The organism is Rothia nasimurium (assembly GCF_049068285.1).
Classification (GTDB): domain Bacteria; phylum Actinomycetota; class Actinomycetes; order Actinomycetales; family Micrococcaceae; genus Rothia; species Rothia nasimurium_I.
Genome location: NZ_JBLKPV010000005.1, coordinates 81187 through 107112 on the forward strand (window position 1 = coordinate 81187; position 25926 = coordinate 107112).

Sequence of the window (25926 nt, forward strand, 5' to 3'; positions counted from 1 at the left end):
TTTGCCACCCTTATCGTGGAGATTTGCCACCCATGAATGTTACTGCTTATACCAAGAATCAAAAATCGTGACCGGGGTAGTGCGCTTGTGGCGCGACCGCAAGAACTTACCCTCGATGTTCTCAGCTGCCACCGGGTCAATGTCCTTACCCTCGAGGTAGTCATCAATCTGGTCGTAGGTGACGCCCAGTTCGTCCTCGTCGGTGCGGCCGGGCTTGCCGTCGAGCAAGTCGGCGGTAGGCACCTTCTCCCACAGCTTCTTATCGGCCCCAAGCACCTTGAGCAGGGCCCGGTTTTGCCGCTTATTCAGGCCAAAGAGGGGCATAATATCCGCCCCGCCGTCACCGAACTTGGTGAAGAAACCGGTGACAGCCTCAGCGCCGTGGTCGGTGCCGACCACCAGTAGGTTCTTCTCACCGGCCAGGGCATACTGGGCAATCATGCGGGCCCGGGCCTTGACGTTGCCCTTATTGAAGTCAGCGATAGGACGGCCGGTAGCAGTTGAAAAAGCTGATTTGAAGCCGTCGACGGCCTCTGCAATGTTGTAGGTGACGGTCTGCTGGGGCATGATGAAGCGCAGGGCTGCCTGGGCGTCGTCCTCATCGGCCTGCACCTTGTAGGGCAGGCGGACGGCGATGAACTCAGCTTCGATACCCTCTAGGTCAAGTTCTTCAACGGCTAGTTGGCAGAGACGGCCCGCCAGGGTCGAGTCAAGGCCGCCTGAAATGCCGAGGACGAAACCGCGGGTACCGGTGGCCTTCAAATAATCCACTAGGAACTGCACGCGCTTGCGTACTTCCTCGGTGGGGTCAATCTCGGGCTTCACGCCCAGTTCTTCAATGATGTGAGCCTGTAGTTCGCGCATGACTCTATGCTACTGCCAGCTACGTCTCAGGCTCACCCTGGGTGCGTAACGGACCGGTTAACTCTCCACCCAGAGAATGATTTCGCGGTGGAGAGTGAGCACGTTCCTCGCCCTTACCTCTTCGGATTGGCTATGGTGGAAAGCAAGAGAACCAACCCCGAACGGAACACAGGTCGATATGAACGAGCAGAACCAGAACCAGGCCCCCTACGGTAACTACAATCAGCAGGGTCAGAACGGCCCTTCGAACCCGCAGCAAGGCCAGCCCTCTCAGCAGCAGCCCGGCATGCAGGGTCAGCCCCAGGGAGGTCAGTACGGTTACGGGCAGCAGCCTGGCTTTGGCGCCCCTACCTACGATGCTTACGGCAACGTCATCCCTGCTGACGCTAAGAACATGGCTATGTTTGCCCATCTTTCGGGTCTGCTGGGCCTGGTGCTGACCGCATCTTTTGCCAACTTTATCGGCCCCCTGATTTTCTGGGCTATCTACAAGGACAAGCCGGGCTACGGGTTTGTGCGCGTAGCTGCCGCAGGGGCTTTCAATTTCAGCTTCACCCTCTGGCTGGTCAACATTGCCGCCTGGGTACTTACTCTCGTGACTTTTGGAATAGCGGGCCTATTTACCTGGATCATCTTCATCGGGGTTTGGGTGGCCTTGCTTGTTATGCACATTCTTGCTGCGGTCAAAGCCAATAACGGCGAAGTGTTTAACTACCCAGTGGTGATTAAGGTACTCAAGTAGTTTGGTGGGTGCGTCCGCTCATCTGCGAGAGCCCTGATGCCTTGACGTTTATCGTTACACGTCAGGGCCCTGCTTTGGCTTGGGCCTCCTAGGTGCCGGTACGGACGGCTGGGTCTAGTGCCTGCCTCGGCCTGGTCCGGGGATAGTTGAGGTTGAACTCCGGCCTGACTCGATATCGCTCTTGAGGGCCACCAGCTGCGGGTGCAAGCACAGGGTCAGGTTCGTTATTGTGAAGGGATCAGAGATGGGGCTTCCTATCACCTCGTGGACGCGCTGAATACGATAGCGCACAGTATTGGTGTGAATAAATAGCCTGCGAGCGGTCTGGGGGATACTCTGCTCGCAGGCTAAATACATCAGAATCGTTTCGTATATGCCTGCAGTTTTTAAGGCCTGCACTGTGCGTTGGGACCTTTCGTGTAGCTTTGCCCCGTTCGCCTGGGATAGAACCCAGCTGGCCATATCGACGCGGTCTAAGTAGACCGGTGGAACCTCCGCACATGCCCCGGCACGGTTTGCCAGGGATTGTGCGATCTGAAGTGCGGTTTCAGCCTCCCTGAACTTATTGTGCACCGCCGGGAGTTGGCCAAAAGGTTCGCTGGCTCCCACTAGGAACTGCTCGTTAATCTCTCCCACCCATTGCTCGGCGGTGTCGTTGTTGGGGACGACGGCAGCTACCGATTCCGGGGTGTCATTACCTGCCATCTGTGCACGAATCAGAAGTGGAAGGCGCAGGGCTCGAGCTCGGCGGCTGAGCAGTGAGAGCTGGCTATCGGTGACGTTTTCCCCCGAAAAATTAGCGATATCAAGTACCCTCAGAGAGCTGTAGGACGTAAAACCAAACTTTTCGAGTGCAGCCCAGTAGTGATGTTCTTGGGCAGGCTGGACCCCGGTGAGGAGCTGGAGTAGCAAGCGCTCCCTATCTCGCCGTTCTTCCTGGAGGGCTTCAAAGCTGACCCCGTAGACTGCGCTGATGAGCCGTTCTGCTGTGTCGAGCATAGGTTCTGCAACAGCTTTCAGTTTCTCGTGGCTCTGAGATGCTAGGGCAATGACGTGGAGGCCGCCGTGGAGGGAAACCTTGCGGGCAACCATAGACCAGCGTCCGATATCGGCGTAGACCGTGCGCTCTCGCGTTCCAGCTTCCTGGACTTCCTGCCAGATGAGGCGGGATGGCGCCGTCCCCGATGAAGCGACCACCTGCGAATCCATGCGGTAGATCAGTGCTGATCCGCCGCACAGTTTGCCCATGCGCTGAGTCAAACTGTTGAAGGGCAACCGGTGGGCGAGGGCGTCTAAAAGCTGGTTTGTCATGTGAAGACGCTGCTGTAGTGCCTGGACGTTATCTGTGCCTGCTCCTGGTTCGGTCATAGAAAATCAGCCTCCGTTCTTGCTCCAGAGCGTAGTGTGCACCCGATCTCACCGGGGAGTAATCTAGGTAACTCAATATAGTAAAAAATCTAACCAAACCCTTATAAATTTGTAACTTTTACATAAAAACCTGAAACATCACCCCTATACACTGAGACCTACCTAACAGGTCTATTTGTATGGAGGAACCCCTCATGACTCGAACCCGCGTAGCCGTCGACGTAGGCGGCACCTTCACCGACGTCTGCATCTTCGATGATGACGCCCAGACCATGCGCGTCACCAAGGTGCCCTCAACCCCGCACGACCCCATGATCGCTGTGATGAATGGCGTTGAACGAGGAGAGATTGACCTCTCAGAGGTCGTCCAGTTCTCGCACGGTACCACCGTCGCAACTAACGCCCTGATTACCCGTAATTTCGCTGCCGGTGCAATGGTGACCACCCGCGGCTTCCGTGATGTTCTTGAAATCCGTGACGGCACCAAAGACGATTTGTGGGACGCCTACAATGACGTTTCAGGCCCCTACATTCGTCGCCGTGACCGCTTTGAGGTCACCGAGCGTATTGATGCTGACGGCAAGACCATCACCCCGCTCGATGAGGCTGAAGCTCGCGCCCTCGCTAAGCTCCTGAAGAAGCGCGGCGTCACCACCGTTGCCGTGTGCTTCCTCAACTCCTACGCCAACCCGGCTCACGAGCTGCGTATGCGCGAAATCCTTGAGGAAGAACTCGACGGGGCAACCGTATCAACCTCCGCTGAGATTCTCCCCGAAATTTTCGAATACCCACGCTTCAATACCACCGTGGCGAACGCCGTCCTTGCGCCTTTGGTGTCAGGGTACGTCAACCGTCTGGATCATGAGCTCAAGGACGGTGGCTACCAGGGCGACCTTTTGCTTCTACACTCAGGCGGCGGTTCCATGACCCCGCGCATGGTTGAAAAATTCCCCGTGCGTCTAGCCGCATCAGGTATCGCCGCAGGTGCTATTTCAGCCAAGCACATCGCCCAGCAGTGTGGTTACAAGAACGCTGTCAGCCTCGATATGGGCGGTACCTCAACCGACATTGCCCTGGTAGCTGATGGAGAGCTGCGCGTCTCTGAACAGTGGGAGGTCGAGTACGGTCACCCCATCACCTTCCCCTCCATCGAGGTGCTCACTATCGGCGCAGGCGGTGGCTCCCTTGCCCATATCGATATTGCCGGTTCTCTGCGAAACGGCCCCCAATCTGCCGGTGCTGACCCTGGCCCGGCCTGCTACAACACCGGGGGAGAGAACCCCACCAACACTGACGCCAACGTGGTGCTCGGACGCTTGGGCACCTCCCTGGCCGGCGGCGTAAAGCAACTGCGTAAAGACCTGGCAGAGAAAGCAATCAATACCGTCATCGGTGAACCCCTGGGCATGGGTACTGAAGAAGCAGCTGAGGCTATCGTGTCGGTAGCGAATGCCAATATGGCCGATGCGGTGCGTCTGGTATCCATCCGCCGCGGCTATGACCCTCGTGATTTCGCCCTGCTAGCCTTCGGCGGCGCAGGTGCTCTGCACGGGGCGGACGTCGCTCGGGAACTTGGAATCCCCACCGTTGTAGTACCGCCCAACCCCGGCGTCACCAGCGCAATGGGGTGCTTGCTCGTCGATATTCAGCATGACTTCGCCCAGATGTTTACCGGTCTAGCAGCTACCGCCGACGAAGGCGCTATCGACGAGGCCTTCACCCAGCTTGAAGCAGAAGCAAGCGAACGCCTCCACCACGAAGGAGTTAAGGACGAAGACGCCGTACTCCAGCGCAAGATTTCAATGCGCTACCAGGGGCAGTGGCGCTCCTTGCAGGTCAATATCGGTTCAGGCCCCGGTGCCCTCTCTGAAGCGATCAAGACCTTCCACGAACAGTATGAACGCGAGTTCGCCTTCCGCCAGGACGACGTACCGGTTGAGGTCTACCAGTTACACCTGAAGGCAATCGGCAAGGTACCCAAGCCGAGCTTCCGCCCAGCAGAAGTGATCCAGCAGGCCCCAGCACCAGCGTCCGAACGTCGCCCGGTCTACTTCGAAGGCGCCTGGCACGATACCCCGGTCTACAACCGTCCTGATCTTGCCGCAGGCACCACCTTCGATGGTCCAGCAATTATCAACCAGCTCGACTCCACCACCGTCGTCCCACCCTACGCCACCGCAGAAATCGATGAGTGGCTCAACATCCGCATCCACATCAAGAAGGGGGAATAGCCGTGGCTACCGCAACCGAACGAGACATCAATCTTGACCCTGTCACCTTTGAAGTGCTCAAGAATGCTTTTGCAACTAGTGTCGACCTGATGAGTGAGCAGATCCTGCGAACCTGCTACTCATTCGTTATCTACTCCCGCGACTTCTCCTCAGCGCTCTGCGACGCGCAGGGCAACACCGTCATGCAGGGCTCAGGCGATATCGCCGTCCACGTCGGTACCTTACACTTCCAAGCTAAGGCCGTCATCGAACAGTTTGGCGATGACATCCATGAAGGCGATGTTTTCGCTATCAACGACCCCTACCGGGGCGGAACCCACTTCAACGACGTATCCTTTATCCGCCCAATCTTCTCTGAGGGAAAGATTATTGCCTTCGCCCAGAATAAGGGGCACTGGGCAGATATTGGCGGCAAGGTCCCCGGTTCCTTCGACGTGTCGGCGTCAGAACACTTTGGGGAAGGCCTGCGTATCACCCCGGTGCGTGTTTTCTCCCGAGGAGTTTTCCTGCACGATGTGGCCCAACTTCTAGTTGCCAACACACGAGCCCCTGAACAGGCACTGGGTGATCTACACGCACAGTCTGAGGCAACAGCTGTCTGCGAGCGTGAGCTCCACCGACTGGTTGCTAAATACGGTACAGAGACCGTGGTCGCAGCAATGCAAGAGACCCAGGATTATGTTGAGAGGACGGTCCGTCGCCGCCTGGCCGACCTGCCCCAGGGAACCTGGGAAACCGTGGACTACCTTGACCTCGACCCCGGTAAGCCTGAGGGTCTGGTACCCATCAGGATTAAACTGACCCTGGACGGCAAGGGAATACACTACGACCTTGAGGGCAGTGCCGATGCCGTTGAAACCTTCTTGAACTCCGGCTACGGTACGACCTTCTCAGCAATCTATTCCGGCACAAAGACCTTCTTCCCCGATGTTCCGCTGAACTCCGGCTTCTACGCTGCGGTCACAGCCGATATCGGCGACGAAGGAACTGTAGTCAACGCTGGCTGGCCGCACGCTGTCACCGGTTTCTGCGCAGGACCCTACGAGAAACTGATGAACGGAATCTTCGAGCTGTGGTCCCAGATTATGCCTGACCGGGCGATGGCATGTGCCTTCAACCTCGAGTACCTCCTAGTAGGCGGCCGCGATGCCCGCTTCGACAGCAAACCCTACTTCATGTGGTACGACTGGATGGCAGGTGGCTGGGGCGGACGAGCCAGCAAGGACGGCGCCACCGCAACCGCCCCCGTCTTCGGACCCGGCCTGGCAGTTCAGCCCTGTGAAGGCCAAGAACGTCTGTCACCGGTTTTGACCACCATGCACCAAATCGGGGTAGATTCAGGTGGCCCGGGCCGCTTCCGCGGAGGATGCGGCATCGAAAAAGGCGGCACCCTCACCGACGCTGAGTCAACAGTCATGAGCTACTGCTGTGACCGGGCCCGTTCAATTACCTGGGGGATTGAAGGCGGCCTGCCCTCCATCCCTCACGGGGTATGGCTGAATAAGGGAACCGATGATGAGAGGTTCTTGGGGTCGGTCTTCTCGTCAGAGCCGGTTCAGGCTGGCGATACTTTCTACCGTCCTTCCGCTGGTGGCGGCGGGTTCGGCGACCCCTTGGAGCGCCCCGCTGAAGAGGTACTGGAGGACGTCATCGACGGCTACGTGTCGGTTGAACGTGCCGCTGCTGACTACGGTGTAGTGGTGAGCGTGATTGACGCTGAACTGGATGAGTACAGCATCGATGGGGTAGCAACGGCACGGGAACGCGAGTTCATTCGTGCGAACCGCACCGGCTGGTTGAGCGAGGACGCCGCGTCAGTTGCTGAACGCTACCGCAGCGGGGATCTTGACATGCTCGATGTTATCCGCCGATACGGTGTGATCCTTGATTGGGGCACCGGCGAGCTCCTAGCAGAGTCAACCCGTCAGCATCGTGAACAGATGGTGCGGCGCTCGCAGGCAGGCTGGGCCTAGTTCCCTCCTCTCCCTGAGCCTGCCGTCATGAGGGCGAAGAACCCCCGAGCTTGATCTTGTGTCAGGTTCGGGGGTTCTTTTAGGTAGCGAGGCTACACGAGACTGCTAAGTTCTACGACCGCCTTCCTCTACCGCTATAAGTCTTTAGCTAGCTAGGCTTCAGAAAGTCCATAGATAAAGTTATCGCCCGGCCTGCTCTTAAAGAGCAGGCCGGGCGATTTTATTTTTGGTGAAGGGTGCTTTACTTCTTGCTCAGAATGTTCTGATCGTAGCGGTAGATAAAGGCTGCCATAGCACCACGCTCAATAGGCTGGAGGGGACGGTAGGTGTTATCTTCCCAGCCGGTGCTGAGCTTGGTGGCCTTCATCCAGCTGATTTCCTGATGGAACTGGGTGCCAGCAGGAACATCCGCAAAGTCCTCTACAGCGCCCACCTCAGGTGAGCCAGCCATGCGGTAGAAGAAGGCTGCCATAGCGTCACGGTTCACGGGCTGGTGAGGACGGTAGGTGCCGTCAGCCCAGCCAGTGGAAAGGCCGGTAGCGTGCATCCAAGCAATTTCCTTGTAGAACTGGTGGCTGGTGGGCACGTCAGTGAAGGGTGAAACGCTCGGAGCGGTGAACTGCGGGGAGCCAGCCAGGCGGTAGAAGAAGGCAGCCATGGCGTCACGGTTCACTGAAGCTTCCGGACGGAAGGTTCCGTCGCCCCAGCCGGTGGTGATACCACGCTGGGCCAGCCAGGAGATTTCCTGGTGGAACTGGTGATCCTCAGGGACGTCCTTGAACTTGGGCGCATTCACCTTGGGTGTTGCGTAGCTGCCTGCGTTGATGATTTCGGCGCGGCCGCCGTCCTCGCCTGCCTTGATGCCGCTCAAGTCGCCGGTGGCGTTGTGCAGGTGCAGGAAGAGGGCCTGGGCCTTGTTGTCGGTGCCGCGGTAGGCAACCAGTTCAGTTTCGGGAGAATCAATGAACAGGCCGTCACCGATCTTCTGATCTGAGCCGAAAGCAAGGTCAGGTACGAAGGGGCTGTAGGTGATCCAACCGGTGGTGTCTAGCAGGGTGTCGTGGCCGTGGGCCATGGTGTAGACAGCGTATCGGAAGGAGTCCAGGGTGTCCTTGGTGATACCCAGCTTGGTCAGGTTGAGGGGGATAACCATGGCGTTGTTGTCCATGATGTTGGTGTCAACGTCGCCCCAGGTGCCGTTGATTGGCACGATTTCAACGATCTTGCGGGTCCAGTTTTCGGTGGCTGTCACGATAGCGACGGGGTAGTCCACGCCGGGAATACGCTGGGTCACGATGGAGTATTCGGCACCGTTGTCGCCGTTAGTATCGATTTCGATGACGAAGCCGACAGCAGGGTTGATGGTTTCCCAGTTAGCCCAGGTGGAGATACCGAAGGTGACGAAGGTGTCCTGGTCGGTGGTGTCGGTGTAGAGCTGGTGGGCGAAGTTGCTGTTGGCGCCAACGTACTGCAGGTCGCCTGCCTGTGCTGAGGGCAGGCCCAGGGTGCTGGTCTGCTGGCGGGGGCTTGAGAAGCCCAGCTCGAAAGCGCCGAGGGCTGAGGTGTAGCCGCCCTGGTTGAGGGTCTGGCCCTTGAGGGTGACGTTAGCGGTTTCTTCGAAGGGTTCGAAGAAGATGTTCCCGTCGACGCTCATTGCAGAAACCGGCTTGGGTGCTACCTGGACGGGGGCCCGCAGCTGGGTGTCACCGTCGGTGAGGGTCAGGCGGGAGGACAGGGAGGAGATGTACTGGCGGGCTACCTCGGTGCCGTCGCTGGAGTTGGTGTGGGTTTCTTCGGTGGAAGGATCGAGTTCCTTGGCCAGCTGGGAGCCGTCGATGGTGACGGTCACGGGGATGGAGGCGGTGCCGCCGGGGGCGACGGTAACGGTTTCAGGGGCGGTGAGGGCAACGCCCTTGAGGATGTTGCTGCCGGTGAAACCTACCTGGAAGGTGCGGGTGGTGGTGCCTAGGTTCTCTACGGTGAAGTTCCGGGTGAGGGTCTGGGTGTCGCCGGGGGCTACTTCAACGACGCCGAAGCTTACAGAGACCTGTTCCTTGCGGTCGGCGTTGTAGAGCAGGACGTCATTGGTGACGGCCTTGAGGGCGTCGATACGGCCTGAGCCGACACGCTCTACGGTGAAGATGTCGCCGTCTTCGTCACGGAGGTCGTGGACGGCGGTGTTCATGATGGTTGCCTTGAGATCGGCGGGGCTGTAGCTCTGGTTTGCTTCCAGGACGAGGGCCGCGATGCCGGCTGCGTGGGGGGCTGCCATGGAGGTGCCGGTCATGGTTGCGAAGGCGCTACCGCCGCCAGCGGCTGCTGAGCGGATGGAGGTGCCGGGGGCTGCGACGTCCGGCTTAGTGAAGCCCTTGGAGCCGTGCTGGCCACGGGAGGTTGAGGGGTTCAGAGTGTCCTTGGCGTTGGTGTCGCGGATAACGCTGCCAATCATGTCGAAACCGAGCTTGATGGTGACGGTTTCACCGGCTGCGATAGTGTTGCGGACGCGCTCAGCGTCGTCGCGGGTCAAGCGGATACCGGGGATGGTGGCGTTGCCGCCGATGGCATTGGTTTCTTCCTGGACGCGGGAGGCCAGGACAACGCCCTTACCGCCGGCCCGCTGGATGTTGTTGAAGCGGACGGCTGAGCCACAGGGGAAGACGTTGTTTTCATCGGCCCAGTCGATGAAGACCCACTTGCCGCCGAAATTGACGTCTGCGGGGTAGGGGTCGCAGGCGTAGGGGTTGGCGGCGGTGGTCATCACGACTTCACCGGTGAGCTTGGTTTCGTCGGTGACGAAGCCGTAGCCGAAGCTGGCGCTGTAGTCGCCGGTGACGGGGCCTGCAATGCTGGCGGGGGAGAGGATCTCGGCCCGGTCGGCGTAGGAGGTTGAGCCGACGGAGTTGGCTACAGCCAGGGAGGGGATGTTGTTGGCGGGGTTGCCGAGGATGTTGTAGGTGTCGCCTTCACCCAGGTTGGCGTTGGCGTTACCTGCTGCGGTGACGGTGAGGACGCCGTTGCGGTAGAGGGCGTCCATGATGGCGTTTTCGGGGTCGTCAATGGGGCCGAAGTCGGTACCCAGGGAGAGATTGACGATGTCAGCCTTATCGGAGTAGTCGCCGTCGCCGTTGGGGTCGAGGGAGCGGTCGAGGGCCTGGCCGGTGAGGGCAGTGCCACCGTTGCAACCGAAGACGCGGAAGGCGAGGAGCTTAGCTTCAGGTGCTGAGCCGGGGCCGATCTTCATGCCCTTGACCTGGTCAGCTTCGAGGGTGCTGTAGTCGCCGTCGAAGGTGGTGCCGTCTGCATTGACGCCGTAGCCGAGTGCGGTGCCAGCGACGTGGGTTCCGTGACCTGCGAGGGAGCAGTCAATGGGGTTGGCATCCGGCTTGGGGTTGTTGCCGCCGTTGTAGCTGTCACCTGCGAAGTCGTAGCCGCCAACGTACTTTTCGGGGTCGTAGAGGCCGGAGTCTGCGGCGGGCATGTCGGTGCTACGGATTGCGGTTTCGTAGGCTTCGATGGTGCCGGGGCCGCCGAAGGTTGAGTGGGTGTAGTCCACGCCGGTGTCGACAACAGCGATGGTGACGTCCTTACCGGTCTTTCCGGTGTTGACCCAGGTGTTGACGGTGTCGGTGTCCAGGTCGATGGCCGCGTTGGTGCGTTCCTTGGTGATGATGCGGGAAATCTTGGCGACGTCACTGCGCTGGGCTAGGGCACGGATGGCCTCAGCATCACCGGTGAGGGCTACACCGCGTAGGGTGTTGTGGGCGGTGTAGAGGATCTCTGCGCCTGATTCAGCTGCTGCTGAGGTGGCCTGGCTTTGGACCCGCTGGGCGATGGCTTGCACTTCGGCCTGGGCGTTGATGGGCTCGCGCTTACCTGAGCGGACGTCGGCGGGCTGGGTTGCTTCAAAGGCGCCGTCGCCCTTGAACTGGACGAAGACGCTGACGTTACCTTCAGCGTCGAGAAGGTCGGTGGCGACCTTGGCATTGGTGAGGAGCTGCTGCTGAGCTTCGGCTCCTAGCTGGTGGATATCAAGTGCTGACGCGGTGGGGGCTGCAGCCAGGGGGAAGGCTAGCGACAGCCCTAGGACTGCCGCAGTAGCGGCCTTGACCGCGCGGGAGCGGGGGGAATGTTTTGTCATCTTGTAACCCTTGGGAAGTGAGTGTGATGAGGCGAAATATTTAGTGATTGTGATTCATTACATATTTAGAGGGGTGGGTGGTGGTGTGTCAACCTCAAGGAAGGCTGTTCCTTGAATTGGCGGGGTGACTATTTTTAAATGACACAATTATTTCTTTATGTAGCAGGAGTCACTTTTTTGTTACGCGGGGCTGGTTCAAGCTGAAGGGCTGCCGGGGATTCTGATAGTTCGGTTCTTATCCCTGCGCGAAGGACCCTTGCACAGATAGACGGGTGTGGCGTCCGTCCTGCTGGTTCAGACTTGCTGTCAGATATTCCCCACACCCCATTTATTTCCTCCCCTTAAAAGTGTTATGTTGAGTCGTCCCCACATCGTCTTCTCAACCCCCGAAAGGGCCCCGATTGACCTCACACGACGCCTACCTTAACGCCGCCTCTGATGCAGAGCTTAACCCCACTTTCCCCCGTATCGACTTCCGTTACCTTTCGGAAGCCGACATGATTGCAGCCGGCGTAGAAGACGTCTCAGCCTGCACCGACGCCATGGAAGAAGCCCTTGCCCTCCACGCCCGCGGTGATTACCGTATGGGCGGCCACAACGGCGAATCCCATGGCTCCAAGGTACAGTTTCCCGTCAACCCCGCCCATGAGGGTATGCCTGCGGACGGCCCCGATCGCCGTTACGTTGCCATGCCCGCCTACCTGGGCGGTTCCTTCCGTACAATGGGCGTGAAAACCTACGCCTCTAACCTTGAGAACCGTGACAAGGGTCTGCCACGCTCTATTTTGATGATGACCCTCAATGACGCCACTACCGGCGCCCCTTTGGCCTACATGAGCGCTAACCTGCTTTCGGCCTACCGTACCGGTTGTGCCTCCGGCGTCGGGGCCCGTCGTTTTGCCCCCAAGAATGCTAAGGTGCTTGGCCTGCTGGGCCCCGGCGTCATTGCTAAGGCAACCGTTGCTGCCCTCATTGAAGCCCGCCCCACCGTTGAGACCATCAAGGTGCTGGGCCGTTCCCAGAAGGGCATTGATACCTTCGTAGACTGGGCTCAGGAAACCTACCCCGGCATGAACCTGGTTGTTGTGGAGGAGCTTGAAGAGGTCGTCCGCGATTCAGATATTGTCACCTTCTGCACCTCAATCCATGTGGGTGACCCCGAAACTTACCCCACCGTCCGCCGCGAATGGGTTAAGCCCGGCGCTTTCTTTGCTATGCCTGCTGCCTGCAACCTGGATGAGGGTATGTTCGCAGATGACGTGCGTAAACTCGTTGATAATGCCGGCATGTATGACGCCTGGGCTGAGGAAACCGAGCCCGGTAAGTCTCACAACTACGTTTCGATTGTTGGTTGCAAGTTCAACGACCGGATCCACAATGGCCTCATGGAGGCTTCTGAACTGCGTGACATGGGTGAAGCCCTCAACCACCCCGCCCCCGAGGACGACGAAGAGAAGATCACCGTCTATTCCGTTGGCGGCATGCCTATTGAGGATGTTGCCTGGGCTACTGTGGTCTACCGCAAGGCTGTCCAGAAGGGGATTGGTACCGTGCTGAACCTCTGGGACGTCCCCGCTATGTCCTAACCCCTTTCCCTGGGATAGCAGAAAGGACGCCGGTGAGCAGCTCACCGGCGTCCTTTTAGTTAAGCACGGCCGTCCCCGCACTTTGTGCAGTTTCTTCTACCAGATGCGCACGCGCTCCTCCGGTGCCAGGTAGAGGGCGTTGTCGGGCTGTACATCGAAGGCGGTGTAGAACTCGTCGATGTTGCGGACTACGCCGTTGACGCGGAACTCCTCGGGGGAGTGGGGGTCGATAGCCAGGAACATTTCGGCAGTCTGCGGGCGGGTCTTCATGCGCCAGCCCTGGGCCCAGGAGATGAAGACGCGCTGGGTGGCGGTGAGCCCGTCGAGGACTGGGGCGGTCTCAAGGGTTAGGCCCTGGCGTTCCAGGTAAATCTGGTAGGCCTTCAGCGCGATGGAGAGGCCGCCCAGGTCGCCGATGTTTTCACCCAGGGTCAGCTCGCCGTTGACGGTGAACTTTTCGGGGTCTAGGCCGGTGGGGGTGTAGCCGTTGTACTGTTCGACCAGGGCCTTGGTGCGGGCGGTGAACTCTTCGCGGTCGGCGTCCGTCCACCAGTTGTTGAGGGCACCGGTGCCGTCGTACTTGGAGCCCTGGTCGTCGAAGCCGTGGCCGATTTCGTGGCCGATGACGCCGCCGATAGCGCCGTAGTTGACGGCAGGGTCTGCTTCGAGATCGAAGTAGGGGGCCTGCAGGATGGCGGCAGGGAAGACGATTTCGTTGGCCGGGGGCATGTAGTAGGCGTTGACGGTCTGCGGGGTCATGAGCCACTCGGTCTTATCAACGGGTTCGTTGATGCGCTTGACCTGGAATTCGTGCTCGAATCGGCCTGAGCGGCGCAGGTTCTCGAAGAGGTCGTCGGTCAGTTCCAGGGTGGAGTAGTCACGCCAGGTGTCGGGGTAGCCGATCTTGGTGACGAACTTGCTGAGCTTCTCAAGGGCACGGGCGCGGGTTTCGTCGGTCATCCAGTCCAGGTCGGTGATGGAACGGCGGTAGGCTTCGATGAGGTCATCGACAAGTTCCATCATGGCGGCCTTGTGGGTGGGCGGGAAGTGAATAGCGACGTATTCCTTGCCCAGTTCTTCGCCCAGGGAACCTTCTACCAGGCCGACGCCGCGCTTCCACCGGTCGCGCTGCTCTTCGGTGCCTGAGAGGGTTCGGCCGTAGAAGTCGAAGTTTTCAGCTGAGATAGCCTCGGTGAGGTAGGGGGCACGGGCATGGGCCATGTGCCAGATGTACCAGAGCTTCCAGATGAAGAGGGGGGAGGCCGTCCACATCTGGGCTGCTGCCTCAAAGTAGGAGGGCTGGTTGACCACAACGGTGCCGGCCTTCTCTGTAGAAATGCCCATGCCTGCTAGCCAGGTGGTGAAGGGGAAGCCGGGGAACTTTTCGTCCAGGTCGGCGGCTTCTACCGGGTTGTAGCGGGCGTCGGCGTCGCGGGTCTTGACCTTATCCCAGTGGTGGGAGGCGATTTCGGTTTCGTGGGCGAAGACGGCACGGGCAGCGTCGGCCGGTTCGAGGCCGAAGCCTTCGGCTAGGCCGGTGAGCTCAAACATGCGCTCGATGTGGGCGATGTAGGCTTCGCGCAGCTCGGCGTATTTCTCTTCACGGTAGTAGGACTCATCAGGCAGACCGAGGCCGGTTTGGGTGAGGTAGAGGACGTACTTTTCGGGGTTCTTAGCGTCGATGCTGGTGTACCAGCCGAAGGGGCCGCCGTGGCCTTGCACGTCGAGGCGGGCCATGACGTCAACCAGGGCGTCGGGGGTTGTTGCTTCAAGGACGGGCTGGACTTCGGCAAGGAGCGGGGCAAGGCCGTCCTTCTCGATTTTGTCGGTGTTCATGAAGGAGGTGTAGAGGGCACCGATGCGGGAGGTGGGCTCGTCGGTTGCGAATTTTTCGACGATTGCGCGGACGTGTTCCTCGGCTGCGTCGCGGAGGAAGTACATGCCGCCGTCGCGGGAGCGGTCGGCGGGGATTTCGTGGGCGTCGTACCAGGTGCCGTTGACGTGGCGGAAGAAGTCGTCGGCTGGGTTGGTGGCGGAATCTAGGAAGCTGGTGTCAATACCGGTGTTACTCATGCCCACCAGTTTAGGGGGCAGGACGTGCTGCCGTCAGCTAGGTCACGCGGGTTCGGCTGACAGCGTGAGCGCCCGCCCCTCACCCCCTTTGGACCATGTGGGGCTCAAAAAAGGGGCAAAAAACGGCAATTTTTGGGCTCGTTACGGTCCAAAGACAAGAGAACGTGCCGCTGCTACGTAACAAGAATCCCGAGGACTAGGCTAGATAATACGAGAACACCGCCCGTCGAAAGGCATTGCCATGGGTAAGAAGCCAGAACTCAGCAAGGAACTTAAGCGCTCCAGCGACAAGGCCCAAAAGCGCTACATCAAGGCCTACACCAAGGCCCTGGACAAGCACGGCGACGAAAAGAAAGCCCGCAAAAAGGCCCAGAAGAAGCTTGAGAAGAAGTATGAGCTGGTTGGCAAGAAGTACGAAAAGATTGCCGACAAGCCCCAGCCTGCCCCCAAGGGTAAAGACAAGGGCAAGGACGTCGGCACCTCCCTTGCGGGGAAGGGCAAGAAGGGGTCTCAGAAGGTAAAGGCAGAGAAGAAGCGCGAGCCGAAGAAATCCGATAAGAAGGACTCAAAGAAGGTGGAGAAGGCTCCTGCCCAGAAAGACTCCCAACGGGTAGAGGCCAAGAAGTCTCAGAAAACTGAGCCGAAGAAGTCCGACAAGAAGGACTCAAAGAAGGCGGAGAAGGCTCAGAAAACTGAGTCGAAGAAGACTGAGTCCAAGAAGGTAGAACAGAAAAAGTCTGACAAGAAGGACTCGAAAAAGAAGGCCAAGAATAACAAGAAGAGCGCAGCCCAGCGGGAGGCTGAGCTGATTCTGGCTGACGTGACCGAAAGTGAAGAAGAAACCACCGGTTACGAAGAGATCCTGGACGCTGAGAGCCTAGAGTCCGGTGACCTTGAAGCCTTTGAGGCTGGGGAAGAAGCCCCCACGCTAGATGCCCCCGATGCTGTGACCGAGGTGGGGGCAGCCGAGGGCCTGGCCCCAGAAGAGGCAGATGAACCTGAAGAAGCCGAAGAGGCCTACGAGGAAACCTTCGCCAGCGCCGACCCCGCTGACTTCGACGAAGACCTGACCACCGAACCCCTGGCCGAGGCCCCTGCCCAGGAGGATGCGGCGTCCGCACCTAATCTGCAGGAGGATGACCAGACCTTCCTCGTTGCAGAGGTGCGTCCCCTGGCCGAGCTTACCCGCGCTGAGCTCTACGAGCTGGCCAAGCAGCTTGAGGTGCCGGGTCGCTCGTCCATGACCAAGGGTGATCTGCTGATTGCGGTCCGAGCCGCCCAGTAGAAAAGTCAAAAAGCCACTGATAGGGGATCGGGGAAACCTGGTCCCCTTTTGGTTACCAGTATTCGCTTTAGCAAGCTCTGGCTACCCGGTGGCCTGTCCAATAAAATCCCATGTGACCTGGGTCTGTGAGCAATCAGCTATTCTGCTACAGAACTGCAAAGAGTAGGCTTAATGCCTATGTCTTCTACGCAAATACACCCCAATCCTGAAACTGGAGCACACCCGGTCACCGAACCGGCAGCGCACACAGCATCAATGCCCGTCGCCCATAAACTAGAACGCCACGAGTTCCTGCTCCTGGCCATCATGGTGATTGCGGCCTTCGTGCTCATTCTGAATGAAACCCTGTTGGGCGTGGCCCTGCCCGACATCATGGCAGACCTCAACATCAGCGCCTCCACCGCCCAGTGGACCTCCACCGGCTTCATGCTGACCATGGCCGTGGTGACCCCGGCTTCCGGTTTCATTATCTCCCGCTACTCTATTCGCACCGTCTTTGTCGCAGCCATGGCGCTCTTCTCCGCCGGTACCCTGGTGGCGGCCACCGCCCCCGGCATCGCCCTCTTGCTGGTCGGCCGCGTTCTACAGGCCGGTGGTACCGGCGTGATGATCCCCCTGCTCATGACCACCATGATGCGCCTGGTTGCCCCCAGCAAAATCGGTCAGGCTATGGGCATTATCGGCATGGTTATTTCAGCTGCTCCCGCAGCTGGCCCGACTGTTTCAGGCATCATTTTGAACGCCGCCTCCTGGCGCTGGCTCTTCTGGATGATTCTGCCCATCGGCATTATTGCTCTGCTGATCGGCCTGCGCCTGGCCCCGGCAGACAAGCCCGAAGGCACCTCACAGAAACTCGACATCTTCTCCATCGTGCTTTCCACGCTGGGCTTCGGTGGCCTGGTCTTGGGCCTATCATCTATGGGCGGGGACTCCTCCCACGGTGGCGCCCACCTGCCGGTTAACCCCTGGGTTGTTGTGGCGGCAGCTGCGGTGCTCCTTGCGATCTTCGTACGCCGTCAGATTCAGCTGCAGGACCGCGGCCCCTTCATGGATATGCGTATCTTCCGCGCCCGCCCCTTCACCCTCACCGTCATTATGACCTCCCTGGGTATGGGCGTCATGCTGGGTACCGCAATCATGATTCCCCTCTACGCCGCCAACGTGCTGGGCTTGAGTGCCCTGCAGACCGGTCTGATGCTGTTGCCCGGTGGCGTGCTCATGGCCGTGCTCAGCCCCGTCGTGGGACGCCTGTCGGACCGCTTCGGTGCCCGCACCCTGGTGGTTCCCGGGGCCCTTCTCTTTAGCGCCTCGATTTGGCTGATGAGCACCTTCAACGCCGCCACCCCGGTCTGGTACCTGGTGGGCACCTACATGCTCATGACCTTCGCCCTGCCGCTCATTAACACCCCCCTGATGTCGCTGGGTCTGGGATCCTTGGGGCACGAGCTGCACGCTTTTGGCTCCTCGGCTATGACCACCTTCCAGCAGGTCTCAGGCGCCGCCGCGACCGCCCTTTTTGTGGCCTTGCTGGGTATCGGCTCAGCTGCCCACGGCGGCACCGGTACCGAGGCCTACATGGCTGGTGTCCACCTGGCCTTCCTGGTGGCAGCCTTCATGTCGCTGGGCTCTATCGTGGTGGCCCTGATGGTGCCGAAGGGTAAGGCTGCTACCGGCCACGCACCCGTGGGCCACTAAGGGCTTACTCGCCGGGTAGATTTTTCAGGACGCCCCACCCCGCCACCCTTGCCCCCGGGCAGGGAAGGCGGGGTGGGGCGTCCTTATTTACCCCCTCTTAGGGGGTGAAAGTGACCCCCAAAACACCGCCAAGGTGATGCGACACACAGGTTTTTTCAGAAAAATTTTAGGCAAGTTTTTAGACACGTCCCTGGCCGTTCACCCGCGAAATGTAGGGAAATATAATTTTCACCGTGAAGATATGCCGGAGGGTGAATGTAAAAAAAGCTCTTCCTGATGTGGGAATCCTCTACTAGTGTGTTGCCTAACTCAGCGAGTCACCCGGGACTGATCAACGAGTTGTGACAACTGGCCCTTCCCCGCACCGTAGCGGGATTCCCAGGAGGGCTCATCAGAAATTACTTTCTTTTGAAAGGTTCCCCACATGATTTCTTTGAAAAAAGTTTGCGCTGTTCTGGCCGCTACCGCCGCGCTCTCAGCAGGTTCCCTGACTGCCGCTTCAGCAGGCCCCATCGCCAACATTGACACCGGTGCCACCCCCAACATCATCGGTGGATCCCAGGCCACCAGCCCCTGGGCCGTCCAGCTCCGCTTCAACGTCACAGGAAGCACTGGCACCAGTGGCTGCACCGGCGAACAGCTCAATTCCCGCTGGATCCTCACCGCAAAGCACTGCATCGACGGGGCCTACAACATGAGGGTCTACCACTCCAACGACCAGGTAAACCCCGGCCCTAGCGTCAGCGCCACCCGCCTGCTCTCAGCCCCCTCCGGCGACATCGCCCTTGTTCAGCTAGACCGTCCTGTCTACCTCAGCAGCTACCCCCGCCTGAACTTCAACTACACCCCCACTGTCGGTGACACCGGCGTCATTGCAGGCTACGGCCTCGGTGCTTGGGACCAGCCCACCACCACCTTGCGCTCTGCGACCGTCCGGGTCACCGGCACCTCCCGCGATGCCTACGGGGGCTCTGCTGTTCAGCTCAATGGTGTCACGGGTGCCGCTAACCGCGGTGATTCTGGTGGCCCCCTGCTGGTCAACGGTCGTATCGTTGCCGTCTGCTCCACCGGTGACCGCTTCCCCGGCGATAACATCAACGCCCGCTCCAACTACGCCCTGCTCAGCCAGTCAGCAAACTGGATCCAGCGCACCGCCGGCCTGACCACCCTCCGCACCTCATGGGCGGCAGACGAATCAGCCCCCCTGGCTGAGGCCGCCCAGTAAGAAGGAGCAGGGAAAGATATGGTTTCTCTGAAGAAGTGGGCTGCCGCTGCAGCTGCTAGTTGCGCCCTTGTTGCTGGCTCCCTGGCACCGGCTGGTGCCCAGGATTCTGTTGCCTCTCTGGAATCAGGTAGCGCAACCCCCAGTATTATCGGCGGTAGCGTCGCCAGTAGCCCCTGGGTTGTGCAGCTCCGCTACAACCAGGCTGGTATGGTCGGCGTCCGTACCTGCACCGGCCAGCAGCTGGACTCCCGGTGGATTCTGACGGCAAAGCACTGCGTCGCAGGCTCCTACAACATGCATGTGTACCACTCCAATTCGGTCACTAATCCTGGAGGGGCAACCACCGCGGCCCGCCTCTACTCGGCCCCTACTGGTGATATCGCCCTGATTCGCCTGGACGCTCCGGTTCAGCTCCGCAGCTACGCCTCCTTGAACATGAACTACCGGCCCGGTTTCGGCCAGGCGGGAACCATCATGGGTTACGGCAATGGTGCCTGGTCGACACCGACCACGCATCTGCGTTCAGCGGCAGTCCGCGTCAACGGATCCAACCTTGACCTTTACGGCGGTGCCGCCGCCCAGGTCGTCGGCGTCACGGGGGCAGCCAATCACGGTGACTCCGGCGGGCCCCTGATTGTCGGTGGCCGGGTCGTCGGTGTCTGCTCTAAGGGTGATACCAACGATCCCGGAGCCAATATCAATGCAGGCTCCCAGTACGCCCTGCTGAGCCAGGCCTCCGCCTGGATCCAGCGCACCACGGGCCTGAACTTCACCGGCACCTTGGCAGATGGGCGTGATACCCAGCTTCAGTAGAAACATCTGAATCTATCTCAGGTATTTTGTCCCTTTGTGTGTGAGGGGTGGTGCCCGGGTCACTGACGGCCCGGGCACCACCTTTTAAGGTCGCGCAAGGGGTAGGACGCCCCCGCTTAGCCCTGGCACCAACGGGCAGGTGGGCGTAGGGTAGGGGATATGAGTATTGAATACCGTCAACTGGGTCAGAGCGGTCTGACTGTATCAACCGTCGGCTTGGGCTGTAACAACCTAGGCCGCGCCAAAACCGCCACCGAAACGCAGGCCGGGACCAACGCCGTCCTCACCGCCGCTGTTGAAGCCGGAATTACCCTCTTTGATGTGGCCGATATTTACGGGGCTGCACCGGGGGTTTCTGAAACCATGTTTGGGCAGGCCCTGCGGGAGACTGGCATTGACCGCGATGAGATCGTGATTGTCTCTAAGTTCGGTATGGATATGGCCGGGGCCAACGGCACCGACCACGGGGTACGAGGCTCCCGCCGGTATATTATGCGGGCGGTTGAAGGTTCGCTGAAGCGCCTGGGCACAGATTACATTGACCTTTACTTCCACCACACTCCCGACCCCGCCACCCCCATTGAAGAGACCCTCTCGGCTCTGGGTACCCTGATTGAGCAGGGCAAGGTGCGCTATATCGGTTCCTCTAACCATGCCGGCTGGCAGATCGCCCATGCTGAGCACCTGGGCCGGGCCCTAGGCCACCGCTATGTTGCTGCTGAGAACCACTACAACCTGCTGGATCGCCGCGCTGAACTTGAAGTCTTGCCGGCTGCGCGGGCTTTTGGCCTGGGCGTCCTGCCCTATTTCCCCCTGGCTAACGGCCTGCTGACGGGCAAGTACACCCGGGAGGCTGCGCCGTCCGACGGCCGTCTAACCCGCATTAAGCCCGAGCTACTGGAGGGCGCCAACTGGGACCAGCTGGAGGCCTTCTCTGCCTTTGCTACCGAGCGCGGTATGAGTGAGGTGCAGGTTGCCTTCTCCTGGCTGGCCCAGCAGGCACCGGTGGCTTCAGTGATTGCCGGGGCGACGCGCCCTGAGCAGGTGCAGGCCAACGCGGCGGCTATTGTCCGCCGGTTTGACGCGGACGAGCTTGCCCTGCTTGACGAGATTTTCCCGGCCCCGGAGAAAATCGCCCCCTTCTAAACCAACCCCAATAAGATAGGCCGCCCTTTTCTCCTACCTACGGTGAAGTCCCCTGTAGGTAGGGGAAAGGGGCGGCCTTTTATGCCGGGCTAGGCGGTAAGCTCAGCCAGCAGGGCGCGGACGCGGGCGTCGATGTCATCCCGAATCAGGTTCATGCGCTCAGCCCCTTCAATTCCATCGTGGGAGGGCTCAATGGTGTTCCAGCGTTCGGTCTTCGCCAGGACGGCCTCATCGGTGGTTTCAAGCTGGGCTGCCCCACCCAGAATGACGATCCGGTCAGCAGCAGCCAGGTCGTCGGCGCTGGCAAACTTGGGTACGCCCTTGCTCATATCTGCACCGATTTCAGCGAGCGAAGCGGCAGATTCAGTGTTAACCGCGCTGCCCACCGCAGCCTTGGTGCCTGCGGACGTCGCCCGCACGCGTCCTTGCGCATGGAGGTTCATCAGGGCCTCAGCCATCTGAGACTTGCCCTTATTGGACTGGCAGATAAAAAGAACGTGAGGGGTAAGGGTATTCACGGGTTTGTCCTAACGGTTAGTAGAAGGAGCATCGGAGAATAGGCGCGGAGCTAGCGCCCGTAGTAGGTATACCAGGCCCAGCAGGGCAGGCACCTCAATAAGGGGGCCAACGGTGCCTGCGAGAGCTTCAGCGGAATGAGCCCCAAAGGTGCCGATACTCACGGCAATTGCAAGCTCGAAGTTGTTACCGGAGGCTGTAAATGCAACCGTAGTAGAACGTTCGTAGTCCAGCCCGCTTGCCTTACTAGCACCGAGAGCCAGCAGAAACATCACCACAAAGTAAGCCATCAAAGGTAGGGCAACCCTACCCACGGCAAGGGGGCCAGCAATAATCCGCTGCCCTTGAAGGGCAAAGAGAAGGGCGATGGTGTACAACAGCCCGATAAGGGCCAGGGGGCTTATTCTGGGGAGGAAGGTCTGCTCGTACCAGCTGCGTCCGTGCATCTTCTCGCCCACAACCCGCGAGATAATAGCTAGCAGGAAGGGGATGCCCAGAAAGACCAGCACCGAGACCACAATGGCCCAGAAGGAGAACTCAGCACTGGTAGTAGGTAAGCCGAGCCAGCTAGGAAGAATTTGTAGGTAGAACCAGCCTAAGACGCCAAACATCAGAATCTGGAAAAGAGAGTTGATGGCTACCAGAATGGCAGCAGCATCGGTGTCGCCGCAGGCCAGATCATTCCACACGAGAACCATAGCGATGCACCGGGCTAAACCAATGATGATGAGGCCGGTGCGGTAGCCCGGAAGATCGGGTATGAATATCCAGGCTAGGGCAAACATGAGAGCCGGCCCAAGTATCCAGTTTAGGGCGATGGAAAGTGCCATGAGTTTGCGGTCTGCCAGAATGAGAGCAACCCTGTCGTAGCGTACTTTTGCCAGGGGCGGGTACATCATCACGAAAAGACCCAGGGCTATCGGCAGGGATATTTCACCAATCTTCCAACGGTTCAGGATGTCAGCGATGCCGGGGACAAAATGACCCAATGCCAGGCCGAGCGCCATAGCTGCGATAATCCACAGGGGAAGCCCCCTGTCAAGGGCGCTGAGACGGGGCGGTGGTGTGGGGTGCATGAAAGACTCTCAGTATATTGATAACTGTCGATGTTAAAACTATGGAATATATCGATATATGTCAATGTAAAATGGGGGCATGACCGCCGAGTTTCCTCTTACCCTCAGCCCAACCCTGGTGCCCGAGCAAACCTGCTGCTCACTCTTATCTGCCCCGCTCACCGAGAACCAGGCCCAAACATACGCGGCCTACTTTAAAGTGCTCTCTGACCCGGCACGACTGCAGATAGTCTCAATCATTGCTGCCCAAGGCTGCTCACCCATTACCGTAGGTGAACTCGTCGACAAGATGCATATCGGCCAACCCACCGTCAGCCACCACCTCAAAAAACTAGCTGAGGTTGGGCTCATCGAGCGCCAACAGCAGGGTAGGAGTGCCTACTACACCGTTCAGATTGAAGCATTTAGACGGTTGTGTGCGGTGCTTGGGTATAGCGCCTAACCCGCATTCTCGTAGTGCTTATCCCCATCGCCGTGCCCCCTGCGTCCGCGCCGTCTGCACAGATACAAAGGCCCCACCCGCCCCACCGCACTCACGGTCAGGACGGGCAGGGCCCAGGCCAACTGACAAACAGCTAGGCCGAGAAACTACTTATTGCTATAGAGGACGGGATCGTGGTCGAAATCCGCAGAAACATCAAGAGTGACGCTCGCCGGGTCAGCCACACCAAAGGCAACATCAAAAGTGACAGATTCGCCGGGAAGGATACGGCCGCTGGGACCTGAACCGATATTCTGATCCGCGTCAAAAATCTGATCCACAGCCTTGCCGCCAGAGTTGCCCTCAGCATAGAAAAGGGGCTCAAAGGGCTCACTGGTGCCGTTCTCAATGGTCACGGTGAAGGCCACATAATTGGTTAATGATTCATCTAGGCGGGCAGTGTACTCGCTGGGAACAAAATCAGTGCGAGGCTCAGACAGGGTCATGCGCAGGCCGTCAGAATATTCGGCGGTATCGCCAAACTTCAACACGCCTTCAACTGCAGAAGCAGAACCTGCATCCGCAGCAGGAGTCTCAGCAGCAGACTCAGGAGCAGAAGCCCCGGATTCAACAGAAGTAACAGCAGACGGGGTGGCCAGGGCTGACTCAAGATCCTGCATGGCCTTCTCAAACTCGGGGTCGGTTGCCACAGTGTTCGCCACAAAGACAACCAAAACGATTGTCGAAACAATCGATCCAACAACCGACAAAATCAGGGCAACAATAGATGAAATCTTCTCCTTGCCCTTCTGGAAGAGGCCAACAATGCCGGTCACAAAAGCTGCAAATAGCAAGAGCCAGCCAAGGAACATGATGCCGGGAATGCAAGCCAGAATAAAACCTACAATGCCCAGGCCAAGAGCCACCAGGCCAACGATGTTCTTAGGCTTCTTGCCGTCAGGCTGCTGCAGTGTAGCGTACGGGTCGCCGTAGGGCTGGTTCGGGGCAGGGTAGGTGCCCGCTGGCCCGGTTGGCTGGGCACCAGGCTGGGGCGCTCCCAGATTGGGGTTAGGTGTGTATGGGTTTTCGCTCATAGTAGACAATTTTAGATGGATAAGCCCCACTTTTACCCCCCTGCCGCCCCTGCCACCCCATGTGACATGGTTTTTTGGACGCAGGGGGCAAGTAACCCGGGCGGGTGGGGCAAAGACGCGCCCGGGCGTCCCCAAAACTGAGCCACCTTGGTATTCTTAACAATGGTGTTTTCTGTGCAACGCTCCTGCCTCACCGCACCGGCAGCCCAGATCCACCCCACCGCCGTGAAACCCGGCAGGTGACCATCCATTCAGGAGTTACATCAATATGCCAGCAATTGTGATTGTAGGCGCCCAGTGGGGCGACGAGGGTAAGGGCAAAGCAACCGACCTGCTCGGCGGCCGCGTCGACTACGTCGTCAAGCCCAACGGCGGTAACAACGCCGGCCACACCGTCGTTGTCAACGGCCAGAAGTTCGAGCTCAAGCTCCTTCCCGCCGGCATCCTCTCAGAAAACGCTGTACCCGTCATTGGCAACGGCGTGGTCGTCAACCCCGAAGCCCTCTTCGAAGAAATTGACGGCCTTGAGGCCCGCGGGGCAGACACCTCCAAACTTAAGATTTCAGCCAACGCCCACCTGGTAGCGCCCTACCACCAGACCATGGACAAGGTCACCGAACGCTTCCTCGGCAAGCGAGCCATCGGCACCACCGGCCGCGGTATCGGCCCCACCTACATGGACAAGGTTGGCCGCCTGGGTATTCGCGTGCAGGACATCCTCGATGAATCCATTCTGCGCCAGAAGGTTGAAGGCGCCCTGCGTCAGAAGAATGAACTGCTCGTCAAGGTCTACAACCGCCGCCATGTTGAGGTCGAAGAAATCGTTGACTACTTCATGAGCTTCGCCGACCGCCTGGCCCCCATGATCGTTGAGTCAACCCAGCTGCTCAACAAGGCCCTGGACGAAGGTAAGACCCTGCTCATGGAAGGCGGCCAGGCCACCTTCCTCGACGTTGACCATGGCACCTACCCCTTTGTCACCTCATCCAACCCCACCGCAGGTGGCGCCTCCGTTGGCTCCGGTGTTGGCCCCACCCGCATTTCCCGCGTCATCGGTATTCAGAAGGCCTACACCACCCGCGTGGGTGCCGGCCCCTTCCCCACCGAACTCTTCGATGACATGGGCGAATTCCTGCGTACCACCGGTGGCGAGTTCGGTGTGAACACCGGCCGCCCCCGCCGCTGTGGCTGGTACGATGCGGTTTTGGCCCGCCAGGCTGTGCGTATTAACGGCTTCACCGACCTCTTCATCACCAAGCTGGACGTTCTGACTGGTCTGGAGAAGATTCCCGTCTGTGTAGCCTACGACGTGGACGGCGTTCGCTTTGACGAGATGCCCATGACCCAGTCAGACTTCCACCACGCTAAGCCCATTTACGAGTACTTTGACGGCTGGACCGAAGACATCACCGAGGCCAAGACCCTCGATGAGCTTCCCGTCAACGCCCGTAAGTACCTGGAGAAGCTGGAAGAAATCTCCGGCTGCCGTATTTCGGCTATCGGCGTTGGCCCCGGCCGCGAGCAGACCATTGTGGTGCGCGACCTGATCGACGAAGAGAAGTAGGACGGACGTCCGCCCCCGCCTCCCCGTTCTCGGAAAAGACCATTTAAATCAGAAAAACCCACCTAGTTCGTGGGTTTTTCTGATTTAGATGGTACCTACCCGCAGGGGTGGGCAGC

18 protein-coding genes are annotated in these 25926 nt (G+C 59.3%); 11 read left to right on the forward strand and 7 right to left on the reverse strand.

Going from position 1 to position 25926, the window contains the following annotated elements; all coding sequences use genetic code 11:
- Nucleotides 1-39: 39 nt before the first annotated feature.
- Nucleotides 40-864: an ammonia-dependent NAD(+) synthetase gene (gene nadE, locus ACMXX3_RS05965; protein ID WP_421083834.1), complete on the reverse strand. Its 825-nt coding sequence runs from the start codon at nt 862-864 to the stop codon at nt 40-42.
- Between the two features lie 178 nt (nt 865-1042).
- Between nadE and ACMXX3_RS05970 the strand changes: the two genes are divergently transcribed.
- Entirely contained in the window at nt 1043-1606 is a 564-nt protein-coding gene (locus tag ACMXX3_RS05970) for a DUF4870 domain-containing protein (RefSeq protein ID WP_421083835.1), read from the forward strand.
- Nucleotides 1607-1720: 114 nt separating this feature from the next.
- Here the strand turns inward: ACMXX3_RS05970 and ACMXX3_RS05975 are convergent, their stop codons facing one another.
- A complete protein-coding gene (locus tag ACMXX3_RS05975) occupies nt 1721-2974 on the reverse strand; it encodes a PucR family transcriptional regulator (RefSeq protein ID WP_421083836.1) in 1254 nt (417 codons plus the stop codon).
- 194 nt (nt 2975-3168) lie between these two features.
- On the opposite strand from ACMXX3_RS05975, the gene ACMXX3_RS05980 reads away from it, so the two are divergent.
- Nucleotides 3169-5205, forward strand: coding sequence for a hydantoinase/oxoprolinase family protein (locus ACMXX3_RS05980; protein ID WP_421083837.1), 2037 nt, complete (start codon nt 3169-3171; stop codon nt 5203-5205).
- A 2-nt stretch (nt 5206-5207) separates the two neighbouring features.
- Nucleotides 5208-7178 (forward strand): hydantoinase B/oxoprolinase family protein, encoded by a 1971-nt coding sequence (locus ACMXX3_RS05985; protein ID WP_421083838.1) that lies wholly within the window; start codon nt 5208-5210, stop codon nt 7176-7178.
- A 241-nt stretch (nt 7179-7419) separates the two neighbouring features.
- Here ACMXX3_RS05985 and ACMXX3_RS05990 read toward each other — a convergent pair whose 3' ends face one another.
- Nucleotides 7420-11316, reverse strand: a complete 3897-nt coding sequence (locus ACMXX3_RS05990; RefSeq protein WP_421083839.1) for a S8 family serine peptidase — start codon at nt 11314-11316, stop codon at nt 7420-7422.
- A gap of 401 nt (nt 11317-11717) precedes the next feature.
- Here ACMXX3_RS05990 and ACMXX3_RS05995 point away from each other — a divergent pair, with 401 nt between their 5' ends.
- Nucleotides 11718-12902, forward strand: a complete 1185-nt coding sequence (locus ACMXX3_RS05995; RefSeq protein ID WP_237221635.1) for a tyramine oxidase subunit B — start codon at nt 11718-11720, stop codon at nt 12900-12902.
- A gap of 96 nt (nt 12903-12998) precedes the next feature.
- Here the strand turns inward: ACMXX3_RS05995 and ACMXX3_RS06000 are convergent, their stop codons facing one another.
- A complete protein-coding gene (locus ACMXX3_RS06000; protein ID WP_421083840.1) occupies nt 12999-14975 on the reverse strand; it encodes a M13 family metallopeptidase in 1977 nt (658 codons plus the stop codon).
- A 241-nt stretch (nt 14976-15216) separates the two neighbouring features.
- Here ACMXX3_RS06000 and ACMXX3_RS06005 point away from each other — a divergent pair, with 241 nt between their 5' ends.
- The 5 genes from ACMXX3_RS06005 to ACMXX3_RS06025 all read left to right on the forward strand — a co-directional run bounded on the left by ACMXX3_RS06005 (nt 15217) and on the right by ACMXX3_RS06025 (nt 21139).
- The gene (locus ACMXX3_RS06005; RefSeq protein WP_421083841.1) at nt 15217-16260 is read left to right on the forward strand and encodes a ChaB family protein; all 1044 of its coding nucleotides are present in this window, start codon (nt 15217-15219) and stop codon (nt 16258-16260) included.
- Between the two features lie 255 nt (nt 16261-16515).
- Nucleotides 16516-17955 (forward strand): MDR family MFS transporter, encoded by a 1440-nt coding sequence (locus ACMXX3_RS06010; protein WP_421083842.1) that lies wholly within the window; start codon nt 16516-16518, stop codon nt 17953-17955.
- Nucleotides 17956-18379: 424 nt separating this feature from the next.
- Complete coding sequence (locus ACMXX3_RS06015) at nt 18380-19180, forward strand: S1 family peptidase (RefSeq protein ID WP_421083843.1); 801 nt, start codon at nt 18380-18382, stop codon at nt 19178-19180.
- A gap of 18 nt (nt 19181-19198) precedes the next feature.
- Nucleotides 19199-19993 (forward strand): S1 family peptidase, encoded by a 795-nt coding sequence (locus ACMXX3_RS06020; protein WP_421083844.1) that lies wholly within the window; start codon nt 19199-19201, stop codon nt 19991-19993.
- A gap of 159 nt (nt 19994-20152) precedes the next feature.
- A complete protein-coding gene (locus tag ACMXX3_RS06025; protein WP_421083845.1) occupies nt 20153-21139 on the forward strand; it encodes an aldo/keto reductase in 987 nt (328 codons plus the stop codon).
- An 89-nt stretch (nt 21140-21228) separates the two neighbouring features.
- On the opposite strand, the gene ACMXX3_RS06030 is transcribed toward ACMXX3_RS06025, so the two are convergent.
- Entirely contained in the window at nt 21229-21657 is a 429-nt protein-coding gene (locus tag ACMXX3_RS06030; protein ID WP_421083846.1) for a low molecular weight phosphatase family protein, read from the reverse strand.
- Between the two features lie 9 nt (nt 21658-21666).
- The gene (arsB, locus tag ACMXX3_RS06035) at nt 21667-22731 is read right to left on the reverse strand and encodes an ACR3 family arsenite efflux transporter (RefSeq protein ID WP_421083847.1); all 1065 of its coding nucleotides are present in this window, start codon (nt 22729-22731) and stop codon (nt 21667-21669) included.
- 79 nt (nt 22732-22810) lie between these two features.
- Here arsB and ACMXX3_RS06040 point away from each other — a divergent pair, with 79 nt between their 5' ends.
- Nucleotides 22811-23173 carry an ArsR/SmtB family transcription factor gene (locus tag ACMXX3_RS06040; RefSeq protein ID WP_421083848.1) on the forward strand — a complete coding sequence of 121 codons (363 nt, stop codon included), beginning with the start codon at nt 22811-22813 and terminating at the stop codon, nt 23171-23173.
- 146 nt (nt 23174-23319) lie between these two features.
- Here ACMXX3_RS06040 and ACMXX3_RS06045 read toward each other — a convergent pair whose 3' ends face one another.
- Nucleotides 23320-24246 (reverse strand): hypothetical protein, encoded by a 927-nt coding sequence (locus ACMXX3_RS06045; protein WP_421083849.1) that lies wholly within the window; start codon nt 24244-24246, stop codon nt 23320-23322.
- 268 nt (nt 24247-24514) lie between these two features.
- Between ACMXX3_RS06045 and ACMXX3_RS06050 the strand changes: the two genes are divergently transcribed.
- Nucleotides 24515-25810 (forward strand): adenylosuccinate synthase, encoded by a 1296-nt coding sequence (locus ACMXX3_RS06050; RefSeq protein ID WP_421083850.1) that lies wholly within the window; start codon nt 24515-24517, stop codon nt 25808-25810.
- Nucleotides 25811-25926 lie beyond the last annotated feature (116 nt).

What these genes read in the sequence shown, in the direction of transcription:
- nadE (WP_421083834.1), bottom strand. Translation starts at nt 864, where the DNA reads ATGCGCGAACTACAGGCTCACATCATTGAAGAACTGGGCGTGAAGCCC.
- ACMXX3_RS05970 (WP_421083835.1), top strand. Translation starts at nt 1,043, where the DNA reads ATGAACGAGCAGAACCAGAACCAGGCCCCCTACGGTAACTACAATCAG.
- ACMXX3_RS05975 (WP_421083836.1), bottom strand. Translation starts at nt 2,974, where the DNA reads ATGACCGAACCAGGAGCAGGCACAGATAACGTCCAGGCACTACAGCAG.
- ACMXX3_RS05980 (WP_421083837.1), top strand. Translation starts at nt 3,169, where the DNA reads ATGACTCGAACCCGCGTAGCCGTCGACGTAGGCGGCACCTTCACCGAC.
- ACMXX3_RS05990 (WP_421083839.1), bottom strand. Translation starts at nt 11,316, where the DNA reads ATGACAAAACATTCCCCCCGCTCCCGCGCGGTCAAGGCCGCTACTGCG.
- ACMXX3_RS06000 (WP_421083840.1), bottom strand. Translation starts at nt 14,975, where the DNA reads ATGAGTAACACCGGTATTGACACCAGCTTCCTAGATTCCGCCACCAAC.
- ACMXX3_RS06005 (WP_421083841.1), top strand. Translation starts at nt 15,217, where the DNA reads ATGGGTAAGAAGCCAGAACTCAGCAAGGAACTTAAGCGCTCCAGCGAC.
- ACMXX3_RS06010 (WP_421083842.1), top strand. Translation starts at nt 16,516, where the DNA reads ATGCCCGTCGCCCATAAACTAGAACGCCACGAGTTCCTGCTCCTGGCC.
- ACMXX3_RS06015 (WP_421083843.1), top strand. Translation starts at nt 18,380, where the DNA reads ATGATTTCTTTGAAAAAAGTTTGCGCTGTTCTGGCCGCTACCGCCGCG.
- ACMXX3_RS06020 (WP_421083844.1), top strand. Translation starts at nt 19,199, where the DNA reads ATGGTTTCTCTGAAGAAGTGGGCTGCCGCTGCAGCTGCTAGTTGCGCC.
- ACMXX3_RS06025 (WP_421083845.1), top strand. Translation starts at nt 20,153, where the DNA reads ATGAGTATTGAATACCGTCAACTGGGTCAGAGCGGTCTGACTGTATCA.
- arsB (WP_421083847.1), bottom strand. Translation starts at nt 22,731, where the DNA reads ATGCACCCCACACCACCGCCCCGTCTCAGCGCCCTTGACAGGGGGCTT.
- ACMXX3_RS06040 (WP_421083848.1), top strand. Translation starts at nt 22,811, where the DNA reads ATGACCGCCGAGTTTCCTCTTACCCTCAGCCCAACCCTGGTGCCCGAG.
- ACMXX3_RS06045 (WP_421083849.1), bottom strand. Translation starts at nt 24,246, where the DNA reads ATGAGCGAAAACCCATACACACCTAACCCCAATCTGGGAGCGCCCCAG.
- ACMXX3_RS06050 (WP_421083850.1), top strand. Translation starts at nt 24,515, where the DNA reads ATGCCAGCAATTGTGATTGTAGGCGCCCAGTGGGGCGACGAGGGTAAG.